The following is a 23,162-nucleotide window of genomic DNA, read 5'->3' on the forward strand; positions in this document are numbered from 1 at the left end:
TCTCCCGGATCGGGTTTGCCCACCCGCCCAATTAAAGATATTGACTTCGTCGTCCGCCGATCAACCGGAACGCACCGTGCACTTGCACCGTGCCGCCCGGCGTCACCGCCGCTAGGGTTCGGCAACGGGTGCGGAATCAGCCGACGGAAATGGGCCGGAATGCATTGCCGGCGTTAAGGAGCACGCGTGATGTACCAGTCACCGGCCGCGGGACTGCCCTTGACCGCGGCCCAGGCGGGCATGTGGTTGGCCCAGGGTTTCGCCGAGGACCGGGCCGACTACACGCTGGCGCAGTACGTGGAGATCGACGGGCCGGTCGACCTCGCGGCGTTGACCGAGGCGATTCGCCGGGCCGTCGACGACAGCGACACCGGCCGGGGACGCATCCTCCGGACCCGCAGCGGCCCGGTGCAGCACCTCGACCCCGAGCCGATGGGCGCCCCGGCCATGATCGACCTGAGCGATCGGCCCGACGCGGCGGCGGCCGCAGACACCTGGATCGACGACTGCCTGCGCCGCCACTCCGACCTCGCGCTCGGGCCGGTCAGCGAGATCATGATCCTGCGACTCGCCCCCCGTCTGCACCGCATCTTCATCCGTTGCCACCACGCCTTCGTGGACGGGTTCTCCGCCGCCCTCTGGGCCCGCCGGGTCGCCGCCGAGTACCGCCACCTGACCGTCCCCGGCGCACCCGCGGCCACTCCGTTCGGGCGGCTGACGGCGCTGCTCGACGCCGACCGGGCCTACCGCGACTCGGGCGCACTCGCCCGCGACCGGGAGTACTGGGCCGACCAGCTCGCCGGAGCGCCCGCGCCGGTGAGTTTCGGCCGGGCCCGCCCCGGTCCCCGGGCGAGCGCACGCGCGGACTGCCGGCTCCGCACTGGCGCCGACCTCAGCGAGGCCCTGGTCGGAGGGCTCGCCGGCCTCGCCAGCGCGGCGGGCGTCACGCTCCCCGCCGTCTTCGTCGCCGCAGCGGCGCTGCATGTGGCCCGGCTGACCGGCGACCACGACCTGGTGCTCGGCCTGCCGGTGACCGCCCGGCTCGGCACCGGCGTCCGCAACGTGCCCGGGATGCTCTCCAACGTCGTCCCGCTGCGGATCCGCCTGGCACCGGACGCCTCCGTCGGCGAGGTGTTGACCGTGGTGGCCGGGCAGTTGCAGGGAGCGCTGCGCCGCCAGCGCTACCGCATTGAGGACCTGCGCCGTGACGTGCGCGGAGACGACCAGGAAAGGCCGCTGACCGGCCCGCACGTCAATCTGATGCTCTTCGACGAGGACCTGATCTTCGGCGAGGCCACCGCGGTTCAGCGCAACGTGACCAACGGCCCGGTCGACGACCTGGCGTTCGCCGTCTCCGGCGGCACCGGCCACCGGGGCTGGCGGCTGGATGTCGACGCCGACGACAGCCGCTACGACCACGAGGACGTCGGCGTACACCGGCAGGTCATGCTACGGGTCCTGGACGGCCTGGCCGCCGGGGGGCCGGCCACGCCGATGCGCAGGCTGGACATCCTCGGCCGGGTCCAGCGGGCGGCGCTCGACCGCCATCACGACACGGCGGTCCCCCGGCCGTCCGCCACGCTCACCGACCTCGTCCACGAGGCGGCCACCGGCAACGAGGACGCGCCCGTGGTCGCAGCGGCCGGCGGCGCGACCATCAGCCATGCCGAACTCGCCCGCCGCGGCAACCGTCTCGCCCGGCACCTCGCTGCCCAGGGCATCGGCCCGGAGGACGTGGTGGCCGTATCGGTGCCGCGCGGACTCGACCTGATGGTCGCGCTCGTCGGGGTCGTCACCGCCGGCGCGGCGTACCTCCCGATCGATCCGGACCTGCCGCCCTCCGGTGTCCGCAGGCTGCTCGGCGACGCCCGCCCGAAGCTCGTGATCACCGGCGGCGGCTCGCCGCCGGGCGGCCCCGCCCCGGTCCTGGACCTCGGCGATCCGCGGGTCGCCGCACTGCTGCGGAAGTTGCCGGAGCAGCCGCTCAGCGATGCGGACCGGACCGCGCCGCTGCGGCCGCACCATCCACTGTCGGTGGTCTACACCTCCGGCTCGACCGGTATGCCCAAGGGCGTCATCAACACGCATGAGGGCATCGTCAACCGGCTGCTGTGGATGCAGGAGGCGTACCGTCTCGGCGCACACGACCGGGTGCTGCAGAAGACCTCGTGCGGCTTCGACGTCGCCGGCTGGGAGTTCTTCTGGCCGCTGATCAGCGGAGCTGGCCTGGTCCTGGCCGCGCCCGGCGCCCACAAGGACCCGCAACGGTTGATCGCGACGATCCGCGAGCACCGGATCACCACCGTGCACTTCGTGCCGACCATGCTCACCGCGTTCCTGGCCGCGCCGGGTGCGAGCGGCTGCGACTCGTTGCGCCGTGTCGTCGCCAGCGGCGAGGCACTCACCGCTGATCAGCGGGTCCGGCTCCACACCACACTGCCGGGCTGCGACCTGCACAACCTCTTCGGGCCGACCGAGGCCGCCATCGACGTCACCGCGTGGACCAGTGATCCCGACGGTGACCCGGCTCGGACACCGCCGATCGGCGCCCCGATCAGCAACGTCCGGGTACACGTGCTGAACCGGGCGCTGCAGCCGGTTCCCACCGGTGTCGCCGGTGAGCTGTACCTGGCCGGCACCGGGCTGGCCCGCGGCTACCTACGCCGTCCGGATCTCACCGCCGTCCGGTTCGTCGCCTGCCCGTATGGTCCGCCCGGCACCCGGATGTACCGGACCGGCGACCTCGGCCGGCGCCGCTCCGACGGGGAGCTGGAGTACCTGGGCCGAGACGACGAGCAGGTCAAGGTGAACGGGGTCCGGGTGGAGCCGGCGGAGATCGTGGCGACGCTGCGCAGCCATCCGGCGGTCGCCCAGGCCGAGGTCGTCCCCCACGCGGACGGTCCGGGACCCCGTCGCCTGGTCGGTTACCTGGTGCCGGACCGGGAGGCGCTCAACGCCCGGTCCGCGGTGAACCCACAGATTCATACCGAACAATGGCAGGAACTGTACGAGGACCTCTACACCGGCACCGCGGATCGGCCCTTCGGCGACGACTTCAGCGGCTGGTCCTCCAGCTACGACGGGGAGCCACTGCCGCACGACGAGATGGAGCAGTGGCGGTCGGCCACGGTCGACCGGATCCGGGCGCTGCGCCCACGCCGGGTGCTGGAGATCGGCGCCGGCACCGGCCTGATCCTCGCCCGCCTCGCTCCGGAGTCCGAGACTTACTGGGCCACCGACATCTCTGCCGCCGCTGTCGAAGCCCTCCGCCTGCACGCCGCGGACGCCGGTCTCGCCGACCGGGTGCACGTGCGCCAGCAGGCCGCCGACGACGTCTCCGGGCTGCCCGAGGCGTTCTTCGACGTGATCGTCATCAACTCGGTGGTGCAGTATTTCCCCGACGCCGACTATCTGGCCGCGGTTCTGCGGGGAGCCGCCGAGCTGCTGGCACCGGGCGGCGCAGTCTTCCTCGGCGACGTACGCAACCTGCGCATTCAGGAGATCCTGGACGCGGGCGCGCACGGCCGGAGGACGGGCGTCACACCCGAGAACGTACGCCGCCTCGTCGAACTGTCCGCCTCCCAGCAGAACGAGCTGCTCCTCGACCCGCTCTGGTTCGATGACTTCGCCGCGGCGGAACCGTCGTTCGTGGGCGCCGACATCCGCATCCGGACCGCCCGCTACGACAACGAGCTGAGCCGCTACCGCTACGACGTGGTGCTGCATGCCGCGGGTGGCCCTCCGATCCGGCTGGTCGCTGAGCTACCCGCCATGAGCTGGGCGGACGCTGGCGGCATGGATGGTGTAGCCGCGTTGTTGACGAAGCCGGGGACCGAGCTGCGGGTCACCGGCATCCCGCACGCGCGGCTACTCACCGACGTGGCGCTGGCCGAGGCGGCCGGCCTGCGGACCCCGAGGTCGGCGACCGCAGCCGCCGATCCGACCGACCTGGCCGAGCACGGGGCCGTCGTCACCTGGAGCGGCGGCGACCGGGGCGAGATCGACGCACTGTTCCTGGCGCCGGGCGACGAACGGCTCACCGGTGTACTGCGCCACCCCGGTGAGCAACCCCGTCCCGGTCGGACGGCATCCGACCCGCTGCTGACCGCGCGGTCCGGCGAACTGATCCGGGAAGTACGCTCCTACCTGCGCGAACGCCTTCCCGAATACCTTGTCCCGACCGCCTTCGTGGTGATCGGCGAGCTCCCGGTCACGGCCAACGGCAAACTGGACCGCGCCGCGCTGCCCGCCCCGGTCCGCGGGCCCCTGAGCCACGGCCGGGCCCCCGCGTCGAAGCGCGAGGAACTGCTGTGCGCGCTCTTCATCGAGGTGCTGGGCGTCCCGGCCGCCGGCCCGGACGACAGCTTCCTCGATCTGGGTGGCGACAGCATCACCGCCATCCAGCTCGCCGGCCGGGCCCGGGCGACCGGTCTGGTGTTCACCCCCCGGGAGGTGTTCGACCGCCGCACCCCGGCCCAGCTCGCGCTGGTCGCCGGAGCGGCCGCCACCGCGCCGGGCCGCGACCCGGACGCCGGTATCGGGGAGGTCCCGCCCACGCCGATCGTCCACCACTTCGCCGGTCCGGCCGGGCCGCCGGCCGGGCACGCTCAGTCGTTGGTCCTCGACACCCCCGCCGACCTCGACGGCGACCTGCTCACGGCGGCGGTCCAGGCGGTTGTCGACCACCACGACGCGCTGCGGTTGCGAGTGCGCCGCGACCGTGCCGGCTGGTCGCTGCACGTGGCGCCGCGCGGTGCCGTCCAGGCCGAGGTACGGCGGATCGAGGCGCCCACCGACCTCGGCCGCGTGACCGGAGAGGCGGCCAGCGAACTCGATCCCTCCGGCGGTGTGCTGCGCGTCCTGCACGTCGACGCCGGACCGGGACGCAACGGGCGGCTCGTCCTGATCGTGCATCACCTCGCCGTCGACGGGGTGTCGTGGCGGATCCTGGCCGAGGACCTGCCCCGGGCGTACGCCGCCCTCGCCGCCGGAAGCGAACACCGGCTCGGATCGGTTGGCGACAGCTACCGCACCTGGGCCGAGGCCGTCACCGGCCAGGCCGCGGTGGACCTGCGGCGTGCGGAAGCGCCCGCCTGGCAGAGCCTGATCGGCGGTCCGGATTCCCGCACCGGCCGGTACCAGCTCGATCCTGCCCTCGACGTCCACGCCACCCGCGCCGAACTCCGCACCGGCCTGCCCCCCGAGACCACCGCCGCCCTGGTCGAGCAGGCCGCCGCCGCGTTCCACACTGGGCCGGAGGTGTTGCTGCTCACCGCCGTCGCACTCGCCCTGCCGCCTGGAGAGGCGCTGATCGATGTGGAACGGCACGGCCGCGACACCGGCGAGGACCTGGACCTGTCCCGTACGGTCGGCTGGTTCACCAGTCTCTTCCCGGTGCGGCTCGACCCCACCCCAATCCCCCGCCACCGGCTGCACGACGAGGTCGCCACCGCGGTCAAACAGGTGAAGGAGCGGCTCGCCGCGATCCCCGGGAACGGAGCGGGGTACGGGGTACTGCGCCAGCTGGCCCCGGACGTGCTCGGACCGGTGGCCGCGCCGTCGATTCTCGTCAACTACCTGGGCCGGTTCGCCGCCGCCGAGGTGGAGGGCTGGCGGCTGAGCCCCGGCGCGCTGACCGACCACGCCGGGCCGGGTCAGCCGCTCACGCACGCTCTGCAGATCGACGCCGCGGTGGAGCCCGGCGACGGTGGCCCACGGCTGGTCATGCGCTGGTCGTGGGCGGGCCGCCTACTGAGCGCCGAGGAGGTCCGCACCGTCGCCGACGCGGTGGGCGACGTGCTCTCGGCCATCGCCGCTGTGGGCCGCGATCCGATCGCCGGCGGGCACACACCCTCCGACTTTCCGCTGGTCGAGATCGCGCAGGTCGAGATCGACGAGTTCGAGCGGGACCGCCCGGCGATCGACGCCCTGCTCCCGGTCACCCCCCTGCAGGGTGGGCTGCTGTTCCACGCCAGCTACGACGGCACCGCCTCCGACGTCTACACCGTGCAGATCCAGGTCGACCTCGAAGGTCATCTCGACGGCACCCGGCTGCGGTCCGCCGCCCGGGCCCTGCTGGACCGCCATCCGAGCCTGCGGACCGAGTTCCCGGCCCGTTCCTCCGGCGCCCCGGTGCAGGTGGTGCGGCGCAGCGCGGAGGCCGCGTGGCAGGAGATCGACCTGCGCGGGCTCGCCGGATCCGAACAGAACGATCGCGCCGGGGCCCTGGCAACGGACGACCGCTGGCGCCGCTTCAGCCTGGGTGACGCTCCGCTGCTGCGGATGACCCTGCTCAGGCTCGGCGGCGACCGGTACCGGCTGCTGGTCACCCACCATCACCTGGTGCTGGACGGCTGGTCGGCGCCGCTGCTGCTCAACGACCTCTTCGACCTCTACCGGCACGGCGCCGCGGCGGCCTCGCCGGCGCCGGTCACCGGCCCGGTCGACTACGCGGCGTGGCTGGCCCGCCAGGACCGGGCCGCGGCCCGGCAGGCGTGGGGTGACGCCCTCGCCGGCCTGCCGGGGCCGTCCCGGATCACCGCCGCCGACGTTGACCTGCACCGGTCGGTCCGACCCGAACACGAGCGGGCCGAGCTGCCCTTCGAGGCGCTCCGCGCGCTGCGCGCCCAGGCCCGCCGGGCCGGTGTCACTCTCAACACGATCGTCCAGGCGGCCTGGGGCATCGTGCTGTCCCGGTTCACCGGCCACCACGACGTCGTCTTCGGCACGACCGTCTCGGGACGCCCGGCCGATCTACCGGAGGCCGACCGGATGCTCGGCATGTTCGTCAACACCGTGCCGGTCCGGGTCACCGTCGACGACCGACTGGTCCTGGCCGACCTGCTGCGTGGGCTGCAGGCCGCCCAGACCTCGCTGACCGGCCATCACCACCTCTGTATGGCCGCCGTGCAGGAGGCGGCCGGATTCGAGACCGACCTGTTCGACACGCTGCTCGTCTTCGAGAACTATCCGCTCGGCGAGCGGTCGGCCGGCGACGGGCTGCGGGTCAGCGGGTATCGGGCGCTGAACGACGTGCACTACCCGCTCGCACTGATCGTGGTTCCCGGGGACACGCTCGCCGTCGAGCTCGGGTACCGTCCGGACGCTCTGCGGGCCGCCACGGTCCGGGCCGCCGGGCAGGCGTTCCTCCACGTGCTCCGGGCCATGGCCGCCGATGCGGCCCTGAAGAGCCGGGTCGGCGACATCGAGCTGCTGTCCGCGGCCCAGCGTGAGGAGGCGGTGCGGCGCGGGCGCGGCGGTGGGCGCGGCGCGACGGCCGGCGACCTGCTCAGCGCCTTTCAAAGCCAAGTCTGGCGTACGCCGGACGCGATCGCCGTCAGCGCCGGTGACCAGCGGCTCACCTACCGGGAACTGGAGTTGCGCTCGGCCCGCCTGGCCGCCCGGCTCGCCCGCCACGGGGCCGGCCCGGAGCGGATCGTCGGCGTCGCCGTGCCGCGATCCACGGAACTGCTGGTGACCTTGCTCGCGGTGCTGCGCACGGGCGCGGCGTACCTGCCGCTCGACCCCGCTCATCCGGCCGACCGGATCGCCTACACCATCGCCGACGCCCGGCCGGTGGTCGTCGTTGCCGGCGAGACGTCCGCCCTGGGCCCGCTGCCCGGCACAACGGTGCTGACCTGCGTCGATGACCCGGCTGGCGACGCCGAGCCCGACGTCGTCCCGGTCGCCACGGAGACGGCCGCCTACGTCATCTACACATCCGGATCGACGGGACGCCCCAAGGGCGTCGTCGTCTCCCGCGGCAATCTCGCCACCTTCGTCTGCTGGGCGGTCCGGACGTTCGGCGCCGACGGTCTCGCGCACGTGCTGGCGTCGACGTCGCTGTCGTTCGACGTGTCGGTCGTCGAGCTCTTCCCCGCCCTGGTCACGGGCGGTCATGTGGAGCTGGTGCCGAACCTGCTCGACCTGCTCGACCGCCCCTTCGCCGGTACTCTCGTCTCCGGCGTGCCGTCGGTGTTGTCGGCGCTGGTCACCGCCCCTGGACTGCGGCTGGACACCCGCTGGGTCCTGTCGGCCGGCGAGGCGCTCCCGCGTCACCTGGCCGAACGGCTGCGGGCGGCGCTGCCAGCCGCCCGGCTCGCCAACCTCTACGGGCCGACCGAGGCCACCGTCTACGCCACCGGCTGGTACGACGACGGCGCCCCGCTGCCCGCCGTCCCGCCGATCGGCCGCCCGCTGGAACACACCGACGTGTACGTGCTCGACCACCGGCTGCGACCGGTGCCGCCGGGTTCGGCCGGGGAGCTCTACCTGTCCGGTGACGGTCTCACCCGCGGCTACCTGAACCAGCCGGGGCTGTCCGCGGCCCGGTTCGTGGCGGACCCGTTCGCCCCGCCAGGCGCCCGGATGTACCGGACCGGCGACGTGGTCCGCGAGGACGTGGGCGGCGTCGTCTACCTCGGCCGCGGCGACGACCAGATCAAGATCCGTGGCCTGCGGATCGAACCGGGCGAGATCGCCTGCGTGCTCACGGAGCATCCGCTGGTGGACGAGGCGGTGGTCGTCGACGCCGCCGGCCCCGCCGGCACCCGGCGGCTCGTGGGTTACGTGGTGCCGGCCGGCCCGGATGCCCGCCCGGACATCGACGAACTGCGGGCGCACCTCGGCGGCCGGCTTCCGGAGCACATGGTCCCCGCCGTGCTGGTGCTGCTGGACCGGCTGCCGGTGACCGCCAACGGCAAACTCGACCGGGCCGCCCTGCCGCCTCCCCCGCAGGCGGCGCCTCCCGGCCACCGGCCTGCGGCGGACTCGATCGAACACACGCTGGCCGAGCTGTTCGCCACCATCGTCGGGCTGCCGGAGCCGGCCGGCGCGGACGACGACTTCTTCCAGCTCGGCGGCGACAGCATCTCCTCGATGCAGCTCGCCGCCCTTGTCCGGGCGCACGGGTGGGAGCTCTCCCCGCGCGACGTCTTCCAGCACCGAACTCCGGCCCGGCTGGCGATGGTCGCCCGAGCCGCGCGGGAGACCGCAGCTGAGCCGGACGGCGCCGGGGTCGGCGAGATCGTGCCCACCCCCGTCATGCACCGGCTTCGCGAGCTGGGCGGTCCGGTCCGGCGGTTCCATCAGTCGATCCTGGTCCGGGTGCCGGCGTCGCTCACGCTGGACGCGCTGGTCCACGGGGTGCAGGCGGTCATCGACCACCACGACGTGCTGCGCCTGCAGCTCGACGGGTCGGGAAACCCGTACACCCGGGCGGTGGGCTCGGTGCGGGCCGCCGATCTGGTGCGCCGGGTCCCCCTTGGCGACGACGCGAGCGTCGCCGAGCACACCGGCGCCGCCCGGGACCGGCTGGACCCAGTGTCCGGCGAGGTCGTCCAGGCCGTCTGGTTCGAGGCCAGTCCGCCCGGTCAAGGGCTGCTCAGCCTGGTCGTCCACCATCTCGCGGTGGACGGTGTCTCGTGGCGGATCCTGGTCCCGGACCTGGCGATCGCCTGCGCGGCGGCCCTGCGCGGGACCAACGCGCCGCTTGCGCCGGTCCGCACCTCGTTCCGCACCTGGTCGGCGAGGCTCGCGGCGACCGCGACCGCGCACGCCGGAGAGACCGCGCACTGGTCCGCGGTGGACGCCACCGCCGGCCTCCCGGTCGGCAGCCGCCCGCTCGATCCGGAACGGGACCGGGTGGAGAGCCGGCGCACCGTCACCACCCGGCTCGAGCCGGAGCGGGCGGAGCCGCTGCTCAGCGCGATCACCCGCGGTCTCCGCGCGCCGGTCGAGGACGTGCTGCTCACCGCGCTGGCGCTCGCCGTCCAGGACCGGCACCGGGATCGGCACGGCGTGGTCGCGCCGGTCGCCATCGACGTCGAGTCGCAGGGCCGGGACGCGGTGGACGACCTCGACACGTCCCGTACGGTCGGCTGGTTCACCAGCATCCACCCGGTGCTGCTCGACCCCGCTGTCGCTGACTGGGCGGACCTGTGGGAGGGCGGCCCGGCCGCTGGCACGGCCCTCGACCGGATCCGCGACCAGCTCGCGGCAGTACCCGGCGACGGGTCGGGCCACGGCGTGCTGCACTTCCTCGACCCTGGCCGGCCGCTGCCCGCGCCCGCGCACCGGCCGGCGGTCGGCCTGAACTATCTGGGCCGGTTCGCCGCGGACGGTACCGGCGACTGGACTCTGACCGGCGGCATCGACGGTGGCGCGGACCCCGAGCTACCCCTGATCCACGCGCTCGAACTCGACGTGTACGTGAGCGACGGCACCGACGGCCCGTCTCTGGTGGCCCGCTGGTCGTGGGCCGCGGGCGTACTCGGCGAACACGAGGTGCGCGATCTGGCCGGACGGTGGACGGCCGCGCTGGAGGCGCTCGGGCAGCACGGTTCCGGCCCGAGCGCGGCCCAGGCCCGGCTCTCCGACCTGTCGATCGCCGGGTTGTTCCAGGAGGACCTGGACCTTCTCCAGGACGAGCTCGCCATGGAGTGGGAGGCGTAATGAAAGAGCGGCCGACCGTCGAGGACATCCTGCCGATGACCCCCTTGCAGGAGGGTCTGCTCTTCCACGCGAACTACGACGACGGACCGGACGTCTACGTCGTGCAGACCACGGTCGATCTGGAGGGCCCGGTACGCCCGGAGCGGCTGCGCGACGCCGTCGCGCGCCTGCTCGCCGGGCAGCCGGCCCTGCGGGCGAGTTTCCGTGTCCTGGAACGGCGCGGCGCGGTCCAGGTCGTCCAGTCCGCGGTCCGCACCCCATGGCAGGAGGTGGACCTGACCGCCGAGCCGCCGGACCGGGTCAGCGTGGCGGCCACGGAGGTGGCCACCGCCGAACGAGCCCGGCGGTTCGCGCTCGACCGGGCGCCGCTGATCCGGTTCACGCTGCTGCGGCTCGCCGAGGCACGCTGGCGCCTGCTGGTCATCCACCATCACATCCTGCTCGACGGCTGGTCCATGCCGCTGTTGATGCACGAGCTGTTCCGGCACTACGCCGCGGACGGTGTGTCGCTGCCACCGGGCACGTCCCCGAAGAACTATTTCGCCTGGCTGGCGTCCCGCGACGGGGACCAGGCCAGGGCCGCCTGGCGGGACGAGCTGGCCGGCCTGGAGAGCGGGACCATGGTGGCCGAGCACGCCAGGCTGGAACACGGTGGCGTGCCGGGCGAGGTGGTCACCCGGCTGCCGGAGCCCGCGACCGCGGCGCTCGCGGCCGGCTGCCGGCAGCTTGGCGTGACCTTGAACACCGCGGTGCAGGCCGCTTGGGCGCTGCTGCTGGCGGAGTGGACCGGACGGGACGACGTGGTGTTCGGCGCCGTCGTCGCGGGCCGCCCGCCGGAGGTTCCCGGCATCGGCGCCCAGCTCGGGTTGTTCGTGAACACGTTGCCCGTACGCCTCACTCTGCCCCCGGCCCAGACGGTCGGTGACCTGCTCGCCGGCCTACAGGAACGACAGTCCCGGCTCACTGCGCACCAACACCTCGGACTGACCGACATCCGCCAGCTGGCCCGGGTCGACGGTGACCTCTTCGACACCGTCGTGGTGTTCGAGAACTACCCGGTCGACGCGGCCACGCTGGACCTGCCGGACGGCCTGCGCGTCGCGGACGTTTCCGGTCGCAGTCCGATGCACTATCCACTCAGCCTCATCGCCGAACCCGGCCGGGAACTCACGCTACGGCTCGGTTACCGGCCCGGCCTGTTCGGGCAGGAGCGGGTGACACGGCTTGCCGACCGCCTGACCCACCTGCTCAGCGTCCTCGCCGGGGCGAACCCCGCAGCCCCGCTCGGACGCCTCGATCTACTCGGCCCGGAGGAACGCGACCGGGCCCTCGCCGTGGCCTCGGGCCAGGTGGTCACCGCCGGGTCCCGGCCGGTCCCGGAGGCGTTCGCTCACCAGGTCGCGATCCGGCCCGGCGAGATCGCCGTGGTCAGCGGCGACGTCCACCTCACCTACGCCGAGTTCGGGTCGCTCGTCGACGAGGTGGCCGGCACGCTGCGGGAGCACGGCGTGGGCCCGGAGGACCTGGTGGCGATCTGCGCCGAACGCGGGCCGGAGGTGGTGGCGGCGATGCTGGCCGTTCTCCAGGTGGGGGCCGCGTATCTGCCGCTGGACCCCAGGTATCCGGAGGATCGGCTCGGCTATCTGCTGGCTGACGGCCGGCCGGTGATGATCCTGACCACCGATGCCGCCCGGGGACGGCTGCCGGAGGACGGGACTCCGCGCGTTCCACTTCCCGCCCTGGCCACCGCGGGGGCGTGACGCCGCGCGGGGCGGGCCGCGACCGTGGCTTCGGATGGCTCTGGATCAGCCTGACCGCCGGCTCGGTGGCCGCACAGATCGGCGCCTTCGTCCTGCCCACCGCGGCGGTCCTGCTGTTCGGGGCCTCGGCCGGGCAGGTCGGCGCGGTGAACGCGGCGGCCACCGCCGCGTACCCGGCGCTCGGCCTCTTCGCCGGGGTGCTCGCCGATCGGGTTCCGCGTCGCCACCTGATGCTGTTCGGCGAGGCGGTCCGGGCTGCGGCATTCGCCTGGCTGCCGGTCGCCGCCTGGCTCGGTGTGCTCGACATCGCCGACCTGATCGGGGTGGCCCTCGTGGTCGGGGCGGCCGGGCTGGTCTTCGACGTGGCCGCGCAGTCTCACCTGCCGGCCCTGGTGGCGTCGCCCGACCGGTTACCGGTGGCGAACGGGCGGTTGGAGACATCCACGGCGTTGGCCGCCCTGGCCGGACCGGCCATCGGCGGGGTGCTCATCGCATGGCTCGGCGGTGACGAGGCTCCGGGCGTCGCCGCCGCCCTGCTCGCCGCGTCGGTGCTGGCGGTCCTGCGCATCCCCCACGGTGCGCCGCGGCGGACCGGCGAACGGCTGCGGCCGGCTGGTGTCGGCGCGGAGATCCGGGAGGGCGTCCGCACGCTGTTGCGGCATCCACTGCTGCGGCCCACCCTGATCGCCGGCACGCTGCGGAGCTTCGCCAGCGCGGCCACCGCGACGATCGCGCTGGTCTTCGCGCTGCGGGCGCTGCGACTCGACGCCGCGACCGTCGGACTGCTCACCACCCTCGGCGGGGCGGCGGGCGTGCTGGGGGCCTGGTTCGCTCCCCGGCTCACCGTTCGCTACGGCGTCGGGCGTACGGTCATCGCCTGCTGCCTCTCCGGGGTGGTGTGGGCCCTGCTGCCGTTGGCCCTCCGGCTCCCCGCGATCCCGGTGTATCTCGCCGTGGCCCTCACGGTCTCGGCCTTCGTCCCGGTCTGGAACACCGCGATCACCTCCCTGCGCCAGGCCGTCACACCGGAGGCGCTGTTGGGCCGGGTGCACGCGACAGCGCGTACCTTCACCTTCTCCGCCGTTCCGCTCGGCGCTCTCGTCGGTGGCACCGGCTCGGAGGCACTGACCCGGGCACTGGGCACCGATCTCGGGCTGACCGTCGCCCTCTGCACCGGCGGCGCGGTGGCCCTGGCCGCCGCTGCTGTGGTGGCCGCGTCGCCGGTCCGCACGTTGCGGCTGATGCCGGACCGTCCCGGCGTGGTGGTCCCGGCCACCGACTGAGACCACCACGGTCACCCACCTATCGATCACGTTGTCAACCGTGGCTCCCTAGAGATCCTGAGCCTTGCGAGCCCGTCGCGGGGTCGGCAACGATAAGGCGGATCAACGGTCGGAAATCGGGGGATGACTATGTTTGGTCACGCGGAAACGCGCGCGCCCGCAGTCCTGGCGGTCGTGCTCGACGAGCATCTGAAAGTCGTCGCGGCGGTGGGCCGGCCGGATCAAATGCCGGAGCCCGCCCACGACCGCGACACCGCGGAGCGGCTCGTCAACGCGAGCGGGCCGGACGCACAGCATCGGCGGCGCGAGATCGGCAAGGCGCTGCGCGGCATCCGGGTCACCTTCAGCACCGTGTTGAACGGCCGTCGGGTGCGTTGCATGGCCGAGCCGATGTCCGTCACCGGCAGCACGGCGACACACCTACTCGTCATGGTGCACGAGGATTCCACCGCCGACAGTGGCCACGGGCCGGTCCGCGACCGTGGCGCCCACCTCGACGATGGCGACCGCGAGGTCCTCACCGAACTCGCGGCGGGCAAGACCCAGTTGAGCATTGCCAGTTCGCTGCGACTGACACGGCGGGGTCTCGACCATCGGGTCGCCCGCCTGCGCCGCAACCTCGGCGAGTCGTCACTCACGCTCACCGGCTTGGTGGCGTCGACCTACGCCGCCGGCATCCTGGTGTCCGGCGCCTGGCCGCCACGCACCCGCGACCAGCTTGGATGAGCGCCGCAGGTGCCCGGCATCACTCGCGGCGAACGGAGATGTACCTGGTCAGCGCGATACAGCCGGCGGCCACGACGATCGACACGACGAGGTAGCCGCTCAGCGGATAGAGCAGCTCCCCGGCCGGCCGGTTGCCGGACATCAACCTCAGAGCCGGGTTGACGGGCGGCAGCCCCGGCGTGAGCGGCACGGCGATGACCACCACGAGTGCCAGCAGGAGGCTGTACCCGGTGCGCGGCACCACCAGCCGGGAGCAGAGGACCCCGATCGCGATGCCGGTGAAGAGGCAGGTCGCCAGAGCCAGTACGCCGGCCGCGAGGCCGGAGCCGTCCCAATGGTGACTGCCGGACAGGATCGGGAAGATCAGGCCCACCACGGTGAGGCCCACGCCGATCAGCAGCGCGAGCACCACCTCGGCGACCAGCACCCGGCTTGAACCGCCGGCGGTCACGCTCTGGATCGACCGGCGGACCGGGTCCTCGTGGTTCAGGATCGTCACGGTGAGCCAGCACATCGAGACGAGCAGGGTGCTCGCCGACACCACATAGATGTTGGCAAGCGGGCCGCTGTCGTTGACGGTGAAGACGGTGAGCACGATGCCGAAGAACAGCAGGGGTGCCACATACCGCTGGCCGTGCACGACGGCGGCGAGATTGTACCTGATCAGTGCGCCCATGAGTCTCCTCCCCCGAGCCGGCCGGCCTCCCGGTCACGGCGGACTTCGGCGACCGACCAGCCGCCGCGCAGAGCGGTCATGAGCAGGCCGTCGCACGCCGCCGGATGCACCTGTACGTGAATGGCCTCGTCGATGCTCCGAACCCCGGCCACCCCGGCCACCTCCCGCCAGTCGATGCGGCTCGGAGGGGGGCACTCGGCACCGGGGTCGGCCAGCACCACGTGCGCCATCGGCACCCCCCGGGGCCGGGGCGCCACCCGTTCCACTGCTAGGACTCGACCCTCCTCGATTCGGTAGGCCAGGGTGGAGTAGGCGCCGCTGATCGACTCGCGGTGATCGGTGAAGACCACGCTGCCGCCGACGCGGACCACCTCGTCCAGGATCTCGGCCAGCACGTCGTGGGCATTGGCGTCCAAGCCGGACCACGGCTCGTCCAGAATCAGCAACTGCGGCAGCACCATGATCGCCTGGGAAAGGGCGACCTTCTGCGCGTTCCCTTTGGAGAGCGCCCGGATCGGGGTGCGGATCCCGCCGACCAATTGCAGTCGCTCCAGCAACTGCTGGCCGCGCCGCCGGGCCTCGGCGGTGCGGAGGCCACGCATCCGGCCGATGTGGACGAGGTAGGCCAGCGAGCCCATCGCGTCGAAGGCGGGAAACCGGTCCGGCACGTACCCGATGACCGGTGGTGCGCCGCTGACTCGACCCCGGGTTGGTCGGGTGACTCCGGCGAGAATCCTGAGCAGTGTGGATTTGCCCGACCCGTTGGTGCCCAGGACGGCGACCGACTGGGCGGGCGGGATCTGCATGTCGACACGGTCGAGCACCCAGTGACCGGGCCCGTATCGCTTGCTGACGTCTGCTAACCGAAGCAAAACCACTCCACGAGGACAGCGATCACCATAAAATACCCCATACCGCTACCGCTCGCATATGCCGCCCGCCGAAGTGATCGCCTCGATCAGGAACGCCGCGAGCCGGTCGAGACCCTGCTCGATCCGGTCACCGTCCAGCGAACTGCACGACAGCCGAAGCTGATGCTCGCCGCCCGCCCCACCGTAGAAGTGCCGCATGGGTGTCCACAAGACGCCGTGCGCCCGCCCAGAGTACTCGAGCTCGGCGTCCCCGACAGCGACCGGAACCGTGACCACGACGAAGAATCCGCCCCGAGGCTGGTTCCAGCTCACGCCCGGCACCGACCCCAGCCTGCGCCCAAGGCCATCGATGAGCTGGCTCAGATTGCGCTGGTACTGGTGGCGCTCCGCGGTGTTGGCCAGATCCAGGCTGCCGTCGTTCTCGAGCAGCCGGCCGGCCACGATCGCTTGGGAGATCGGTGACGTGTTCACCGTTATCATGCTCTTGATCTTCGCGAGCTCGTCGGCGAAGATGCCGGCCGATCCGCGTACCCGCTGGTCTGCCACGACGTAGCCGACCCGGGCGCCCGGCAGGACGGTCTTGGCGAACGATCCGAGGTAGACGACCCGACCGGTGGTGTCCAGCGCCTTCAGCGTCGGCGGCCGCTCCGCGGCACCGCAGAACAGCCCGTACGGGTTGTCCTCCAGCAACAGGATGTCCTCCCGCTCGGCCGTCTCCAGCAGGGCGCGCCGGCCCTCCTCCGGCATGCTCAGGCCGGTCGGGTTGGCGAAGTCCGGCATCACGTAGAGCGCGCGGGGTCGCAGGCCGGCCGCGCGCGCCTCGGCGACGCACCTGGCCAGGTCTTCCCGGTCCACCCCTTCCGCGCCGCTCGCGACCGGCAACACCGGCATGTCCACCAGCCGCGCCGCGCCGGTCAGGCCGACGTACGTCGGATCCACCGCCAGCACCACGTCCCGGTCGGTCGCCCGCAGCGCCCGCAGCACCAGCACCATCGCCTCCTGGCAGCCGACGGTGACGACGACGGCGTCCGGGGCGGCGGTGATGCCCTCGTCGGCGCCCAGATGCCGGGCCACGATGTCAGCGATCACGCCCTTGGTCCGGCCGTACTGATGCAGGGTCCGCACGACCGCGGCCTCGTCCATCCCCCGGTCCTTGCGCAGGTGTTCGCAGAACCGCTCCAGGTAGCGTGGGATCTGCGCGACGTCCCAGAACTCCTCGAAGGGTCGGCCCGGCGCGAACGAGACCGCGTCCGGGTAACACGACGCCACCTCGTTCAGGAAGTTCATCGCGGTCAGGGCCGGATCGGTCAGCGCCGGATGCAGCGACGCCGGGTCCAGTTCGATCATCGGCGCACTGCTGTCTGGCATGTCAGCACACCACCCTCGTGGTCAGGTCCCGCACTGCGGCGAGGTCCGCGCAGCCCGAGAGGCGCATCGCCTCCCGCAACTCGTCGCCGAGCAGCGACAGCACCAGCGCCGCGCCCGCCTCACCATCCGCCGCGAGGCCCCAGAGCATCGGGCGGCCCACCAGGACACCGGCCGCGCCCACGGCGACCGCCCGCAGCACGTCGGCGCCGCTGCGGATGCCGCTGTCCATCAACACCCGGCAGCGACCCCCGACCGCTTCCACGATCTGCGGCAGGACGGTCAGGCTCGCAACCGCGCCGTCCAGTTGCCGACCGCCATGGTTGGAGACCACCACGCCGTCCATGCCGCGGGCAGCCGCCTCCTGGGCGTCGGCCGGGTCCAGGACACCCTTCACGACGATCGGCAGGCCGGTACACGAGCGCAGCCGGTCCAGGTGGTCCCAGGTGAGCGCCGGGTGGAACTCGGCCCGAGTGTGCGCCGCCACCGCCGAGCCGGCCCCGGTCGTCTCATGGGCCGAGCTACGCGCCCCGAAACGCAGGTTGGCCGCCCGGACGTGCGGCGGAAGTGCGAATCCGTTGCGTACGTCCCGCAGCCGCCGCCCCATCACCGGCACGTCGGCCGTCACCATCAGCGCCCTGCAGCCGGACTGCTCGGCCCGGCGGACCAGGTCCAGCGTCTCGGCGTCGTCGCGCAGCCAGTAGAGTTGGAACCACCGCTCGCCGCCGATCTCCGCCAGTTCCTCCAGAGTGACGCTGCTCAGCGTGCTGATGACGAACGGGACGCCAGCGGCCGCGGCGGCACGGGCTGTCGCCAGTTCCCCGTCGGGATGGAACAGCCGCTGGTAGGCCATCGGCGCCACGGCGAACGGCAGCCGTGACCGTGAGCCGAACAGCGTCGTTGCCGGGTCGGCGTCCGGCCCACCGCGCAGCACCCGCGGGACGACCGTCAGGCGATCCAGCGCCGCCCGATTCGCCGCCATCGTGGACTCGGTGCCGCTGCCGCCGGCGATGAAGTCACTCAACTCCGACGGCAGCACGGTCTCGGCCCACCGGCGGAGATCGTCGACCGAGTGCGCCTCCGCCACCGTGCTCAGCACGCCGGACACTAGGCGAGCCCGGACGTCTTCTGCTCGACCTCGACGGCCTCGTAGAGTGATTTGATGTTGCCGCTGCCGAACGTCGTCGCCCCGACCCGTTCGATCACCTCGAAGAAGAGCGTGCCACGCGGGTGGGTGGACCTCGTGAAGATCTGGTAGAGCTGGCCGTCGTGATCCTCGTCGGCGAGCACGTTCAGGGCGCGCAGGTCAGCGACCGAGTAACCGGCCGGCTCCAGCCGCTTACGCATCAGCGTGTAGTAGGCGCCGGGCGCGCGCAGGAACTCGACACCCGCCGCCTGCATCCCGCCGACCGAGCGGACCACGTCATCGGTGTCGAACGCAACGTGCTGCACGCCCGCGCCGCCGTGGCTCTTCAGGAACGTGTCGATCTGGCCCGGGTCCCTGCTGGTGTCCGGCGTGATCACGGTGAAGGTGACCGCACCGGACCGGCTCTGCACGACCCGGGAGTTCATCGCCTGGTTACCGACGACGATCCGCTCCGTGAAGATCGTCTCGAAGTCGAGCACCCGCTCGTAGAACTCGATGACATGGTCGAACTCGTCGGGCTCGACGCAGATCGCGAAGTGGTCCACTGAGCGCAGCCCGATACCGCCGGCCGCCTCGCCGACCGCAGGCGTGAAACCGGGCAGGAACTCGTCCGCGCCTGCTACACGCTGGACGAACGTGTGCAGCACGTCGCCGAAGGCCGCGATCGAGGCGGTGACCACGCCGTGGGTGGCCACCGGCTCGACCACCGGCCGCGCGCCCCGACGCACAGCCTCGAAAAAGGCGGCCGCCGCGTCCGGCGTTTCCAGCGCGATGTCGGCGACACCGAACCCGTGCTGGCTGACGTACATGCTGCCGGGGTGGTCGCTGGCGTCGGGCCGGGTCAGCACGAGCCGGACCGTGCCGGACCCGAGCAGGATCGAGTACTCCGTCCCCGGGCAGTCGTATTCGGCGGACACGCCGAACCCGTAACCACGGAACTCGTTGATCATCGAGTCTATGTCCGGAGTGTAGAACCGGACATGATCGACAGTGAGGTTTTGGAACGAGCTCATGGTCGGATCTCCTCCTCAGCCGGAGACGGCCGGACACGGCCGGTGAATCGATACGTGGCTGACCCGCCGCGCCACGCTGAACGGCTGTCGACACACTGGGCATTACGAATTCGGTTGCCGGACCGCGGAGGAATGGAAATGCGGCTGTTCAGCGCCGACTTCCCCACGCCCAGGCATGTTCTGAAAAATGTGCCGCGCCAATACAAGGCACCTCATAAATCGCGTGAGCGCACCCCATGTTGAAACGCGGCGAACGGCCCGATCAGTCGCCAATCACCGGAATGTCAAACCCGCGATATCACATTGACCTTTCTCGCCTTCGGGGCCAACCATAGACACAGAATCCCGGCGTCGACAAGGGGGGCTCCCCAGGGTCCGGAGCCCGGGGTCAGCCGTCCCCGTGGCGGCGCACCGCGTCCGCGGGCGCCCGATTCTCAATGGTCTGCGACGCCGCCGGCGACACTGGCGGCAGGGTGCGCTCGCGCAGGCCGAACCGCTCGTGCAGCCGGCGCAGCGGCTGCGGCGCCCACCAGTTGGCGCCGCCCAGCAGCGTCATCGTCGCGGGGACCAGCAGGCAACGCACGATCGTGGCGTCGACCAGCACCGACAGGGTCAGGCCCAGGCCGAGTTGCTGCACACTGCCGGTCCGCCCACTCGCGAAGCACACGAACACGATGACCATCAGCAGCGCGGCCGAGGTGATGATCCGGCCGGTCTGCTGTAGCCCACGGCGCACGGCGGTGTCACTGTCATGCCCAGCTTCCACGTACTCCTTGATTCGGCCGAGCAGAAACACCTCGTAGTCCATCGACAGGCCGAAGGCGAACGCCACCACGATGACGATGACGAACGGGTCGAGACCGCCTACCACCAGCATGTTCAACGGTCCGGCCAGGTATCCGTGCTCGAATACCGCCACCATGACGCCGAAGGTGGCGCCCAGCGAGACCGCGTTTGCGAGCACCGCCTTGATCGGCACGATCACCGAGCCGGTCATCGCGAACAGCAGGACGAGCATGGCCAGCACCGTGATGGCGATGCCGAGCGGGAGCGCCTTGCGGATCACCGACAGCGTGTCGACCAGCACCGCGGTATCCCCGATGACCCAGGACTGGCCGCTGTCCGGCCGGTCGGACCGCAGCCGGTGCACCAGGCCCTGCGCCTCGGCCCCCTGCGGCTCGCCCTTAACCTCGAACTGGACGCTGGCCAGCGTGTCGCTGATGGGCTGGGCGACGCCGACCGCGGCGACGGCCGGATCCGCGGCCCAGCCGGTCGCCCATCGCTGCAGGCCGGCGGCATCACCCGTGGCCACTACCCGCACGGCGGGCCGCTGCGCGACGTTGAAGCGGTCCTGCAGCGCGGTGGCGACCTGCTTGGCCTCGATGCTGTCCGGCAGGTTCTCGAGCTGCGGGAACTTGATCACCGCACCGAGCAGGGGCGAGCCGGCGAGCAGCAGCAACGCAACGGTCAGCGCCGCCACCACACCGGCACGCCGCTGTACCAACCGGGACAGCGCGGCGAAGAACCCGCGTTCGTCGGACGCCGCACCGGCCGCAACCCGGCGCTGCCTGTGGCGCGACGGCTTGATCCACCGGCCGACCAGCCCCAGCAAGGCGGCGGTGAACGTCAGCGCCGTCAGCATGGCGACGACCGCGATCGAGATGCCGGCGGCGGCGAGCGCCCGCAACTGGGTCACCTCGAACGCGAGCAGCCCGGTCAGCGCTCCGGCGACGGTCAGCGCACTGAACATGATGGTCCGCCCGGCGGTGGCCCAGGCGCGCGAGACCGCACTCTCCACCGGCACCCCGGACAACAGTTCCTCGCGGACTCGCGCCACCAGCAGCAGCCCGTAGTCGATGGAGAGGCCCAGGCCGAGCAGGGTGGTCACCGTGACCACGTTCTGGTCGAGGTCGACGAAAGTGCTGAACCCGAGCAGGAGCAGCATCGACCCGGCCATCGAGACCACTGCCGCGAGCACCGGCATTGACGCGGCGACGATGCCGCCGAAGACCACGATCAGCACCAGCAGGGTGATCGGCAGCGAGATGAGCTCAGCCCGCTGCACGTCGGACTGGACGGCCCGGTTCGTCTCCCGGTTGAGCGCGGCGTTGCCACCTACCTTGACGACGGCCGACTGCTGACCGGCAGCGCGCAACTTCTGCTCGACACTGTGCAATTGCACAGTCAGGTCGTCGATCACGGCGCTCTTCGCCGCCGGATCGGCGGATTTCAGGACGATCGTCACGATCAGCGCCCGCCGGTCGGCGGCGATCTGGCGGGCGGCCTGCGGCGTCTGGGCGTACGGCGGGTCCACCCGCAGCACCGCCGGGTTCTGCCCGAGGTCGTCCACCAGCCGGTTCACCACGTCGCGCACCCCGCTGGACGGGACGTCGACACCGTCGACCAGGGCGAGGATCTGGCCACCATCAGCCGTGCCGGCGGCGATCCGCCGCAACCCCTCGGCCGATTCGGTCGAGCCGGAGGCGGTGGCGTCCGCGAGCCGGCTGAACACCGGCCCGGAAGCCAGGGCGCCGCCCAGCACCGCCACGAGCCACAGGCTCACCACCAGCCAGCGATGCCGGAAACACCAACTTCCCACCGCCGCCACGAAGCCAGATGCCATGCCCGCGATCTCCTTCTACTCACGGGTCCTGCGGCGCCACGGGCACAGATTCATTCACGACCGCAATCACCCCCGGACCGGCTTGCGCCGACACAGTACCGCAGCCACATCCGAAATGTCGGACTACCATTGGTACGCATATTGCGTTTCCCGCTGGGCGTGGGAGCCGATCCGAGAGATCGATGGCCGCGGGTGATCCGGTCGGGGGTTCCGTGGCGCGGCAGCCACCATCTGATCGCCGCGATGACCAGCGACTACCGGCAACACGAGGGCCCTGCGGGCCTGGACGCGTGGACACCGCACTCGCAGAGCTTCTCTCCACGTGGGACATACTTCATTGGCGGGCGACGGTCAAGCACGACAATTCTGCGCCCGATCGGCGAGTCCTGGACGGCCCGGAAATATGCCCGAAATCAACCGCGAGGCTCCCGCGGCAATCATCTAGCGCTATATTGACCTCGGTACCTCATTATGGTGGGGCCGTCCGACCCGCGGGTGCACCCCGGGCCGGGCACTGCTCGTGCAACACGAAACGGACAGTGACAACGGGGGAAGTGTGAACAATTCAATCATCATCCAGGCTCCAGCCACCGTCGGCGAGACGCCGCGGCAACTCACCGTCGAATCCGGACAATCGGCGACCATCGGCGCGTGCGACTGCGGTCGTTGCGAAGTAGACCTTCGTATCAAAATCGGCGGGGCAACCTCTTTCAACGCACGGATCTCCGCGAACCCGGATTTTTGGACGCTGAGCAATCTCAGCTCCGCCGCATCGATCACCGTCATGAACATGGACGACTGGTATCAGTACGTGCTGGTCGAGCCGCGGCGGATGTCCATGCCGGTGCCGTTCGAGGTGGCGCAGATCGAGCTGACGGCGCTGCCCGACGGGCCGAAACTGGCCGTCTTCGGTCACGAACCGCAGTACTACGCGGCCCAGGTCCGCCCGCCGACCACCTGCGCGACCACGACCCGGCGCCCGCTGCTGGACCGGGAGGCCACTTACTACACCGTGCTCAAGGAGCTCAGCAAGGACCGGCTGAACGGCATCATGGAGACCAGCCTGCCCACGTCCGCCGAGATCGCCGAACGACTCAGCCCCACCCACGGCAGCATGACCAGCCGGGCCGTCGACGCGCACATCAAATATGTGAGCGACAAGCTGCGCCTCCCCAGGGGCGCCAACCGGGACGCCCTGGTCGCGTTCGCGATTCGGTCCAGCCTGGTGAGTCTGCACTCCTGACG

The 23,162-nt window shown here is 71.7% G+C and carries 11 protein-coding genes; 5 read left to right on the forward strand and 6 right to left on the reverse strand.

All coding sequences use genetic code 11. The features are described from left to right. The first annotated feature begins 189 nt into the window (after nt 1–189). From IEY61_RS17530 to IEY61_RS17545, 4 genes are all read left to right on the forward strand, one after another. The gene (locus IEY61_RS17530; protein ID WP_189045621.1) at nt 190–10,452 is read left to right on the forward strand and encodes a non-ribosomal peptide synthetase; all 10,263 of its coding nucleotides are present in this window, start codon (nt 190–192) and stop codon (nt 10,450–10,452) included. Next, nucleotides 10,452–12,212, forward strand: a complete 1,761-nt coding sequence (locus IEY61_RS17535) for a condensation domain-containing protein (protein WP_189045623.1) — start codon at nt 10,452–10,454, stop codon at nt 12,210–12,212. The genes IEY61_RS17530 and IEY61_RS17535 overlap by 1 nt, the downstream gene beginning before the upstream one ends. Next, nucleotides 12,209–13,495: an MFS transporter gene (locus IEY61_RS17540; protein WP_189045625.1), complete on the forward strand. Its 1,287-nt coding sequence runs from the start codon at nt 12,209–12,211 to the stop codon at nt 13,493–13,495. Before IEY61_RS17535 ends, IEY61_RS17540 begins: the two co-directional genes overlap by 4 nt. A gap of 123 nt (nt 13,496–13,618) precedes the next feature. After that, nucleotides 13,619–14,221 carry a hypothetical protein gene (locus IEY61_RS17545; RefSeq protein ID WP_189045626.1) on the forward strand — a complete coding sequence of 201 codons (603 nt, stop codon included), beginning with the start codon at nt 13,619–13,621 and terminating at the stop codon, nt 14,219–14,221. Between the two features lie 19 nt (nt 14,222–14,240). Here IEY61_RS17545 and IEY61_RS17550 read toward each other — a convergent pair whose 3' ends face one another. The 6 genes from IEY61_RS17550 to IEY61_RS17575 all read right to left on the reverse strand — a co-directional run bounded on the left by IEY61_RS17550 (nt 14,241) and on the right by IEY61_RS17575 (nt 21,917). After that, nucleotides 14,241–14,897, reverse strand: a complete 657-nt coding sequence (locus IEY61_RS17550; RefSeq protein WP_189045628.1) for a hypothetical protein — start codon at nt 14,895–14,897, stop codon at nt 14,241–14,243. After that, nucleotides 14,885–15,775 (reverse strand): ATP-binding cassette domain-containing protein, encoded by an 891-nt coding sequence (locus IEY61_RS17555; protein ID WP_308424578.1) that lies wholly within the window; start codon nt 15,773–15,775, stop codon nt 14,885–14,887. Before IEY61_RS17555 ends, IEY61_RS17550 begins: the two co-directional genes overlap by 13 nt. A 39-nt stretch (nt 15,776–15,814) precedes the next feature. Further along, nucleotides 15,815–17,137 (reverse strand): aminotransferase-like domain-containing protein, encoded by a 1,323-nt coding sequence (locus tag IEY61_RS17560; RefSeq protein WP_189045633.1) that lies wholly within the window; start codon nt 17,135–17,137, stop codon nt 15,815–15,817. Nucleotide 17,138: 1 nt separating this feature from the next. Beyond that, nucleotides 17,139–18,233 carry an alpha-hydroxy acid oxidase gene (locus IEY61_RS17565; RefSeq protein ID WP_373293169.1) on the reverse strand — a complete coding sequence of 365 codons (1,095 nt, stop codon included), beginning with the start codon at nt 18,231–18,233 and terminating at the stop codon, nt 17,139–17,141. An 8-nt stretch (nt 18,234–18,241) separates the two neighbouring features. Further along, nucleotides 18,242–19,294 (reverse strand): 4-hydroxyphenylpyruvate dioxygenase, encoded by a 1,053-nt coding sequence (hppD, locus tag IEY61_RS17570; protein WP_189045637.1) that lies wholly within the window; start codon nt 19,292–19,294, stop codon nt 18,242–18,244. A gap of 388 nt (nt 19,295–19,682) precedes the next feature. Then, entirely contained in the window at nt 19,683–21,917 is a 2,235-nt protein-coding gene (locus IEY61_RS17575) for an MMPL family transporter (RefSeq protein ID WP_189045639.1), read from the reverse strand. Between the two features lie 790 nt (nt 21,918–22,707). On the opposite strand from IEY61_RS17575, the gene IEY61_RS17580 reads away from it, so the two are divergent. Then, nucleotides 22,708–23,160 (forward strand): hypothetical protein, encoded by a 453-nt coding sequence (locus IEY61_RS17580; RefSeq protein WP_189045641.1) that lies wholly within the window; start codon nt 22,708–22,710, stop codon nt 23,158–23,160. Nucleotides 23,161–23,162: the final 2 nt, after the last annotated feature.

Origin of the sequence: Micromonospora sonchi, from assembly GCF_014646235.1 — a bacterium.
Lineage (GTDB): Bacteria > Actinomycetota > Actinomycetes > Mycobacteriales > Micromonosporaceae > Micromonospora > Micromonospora sonchi.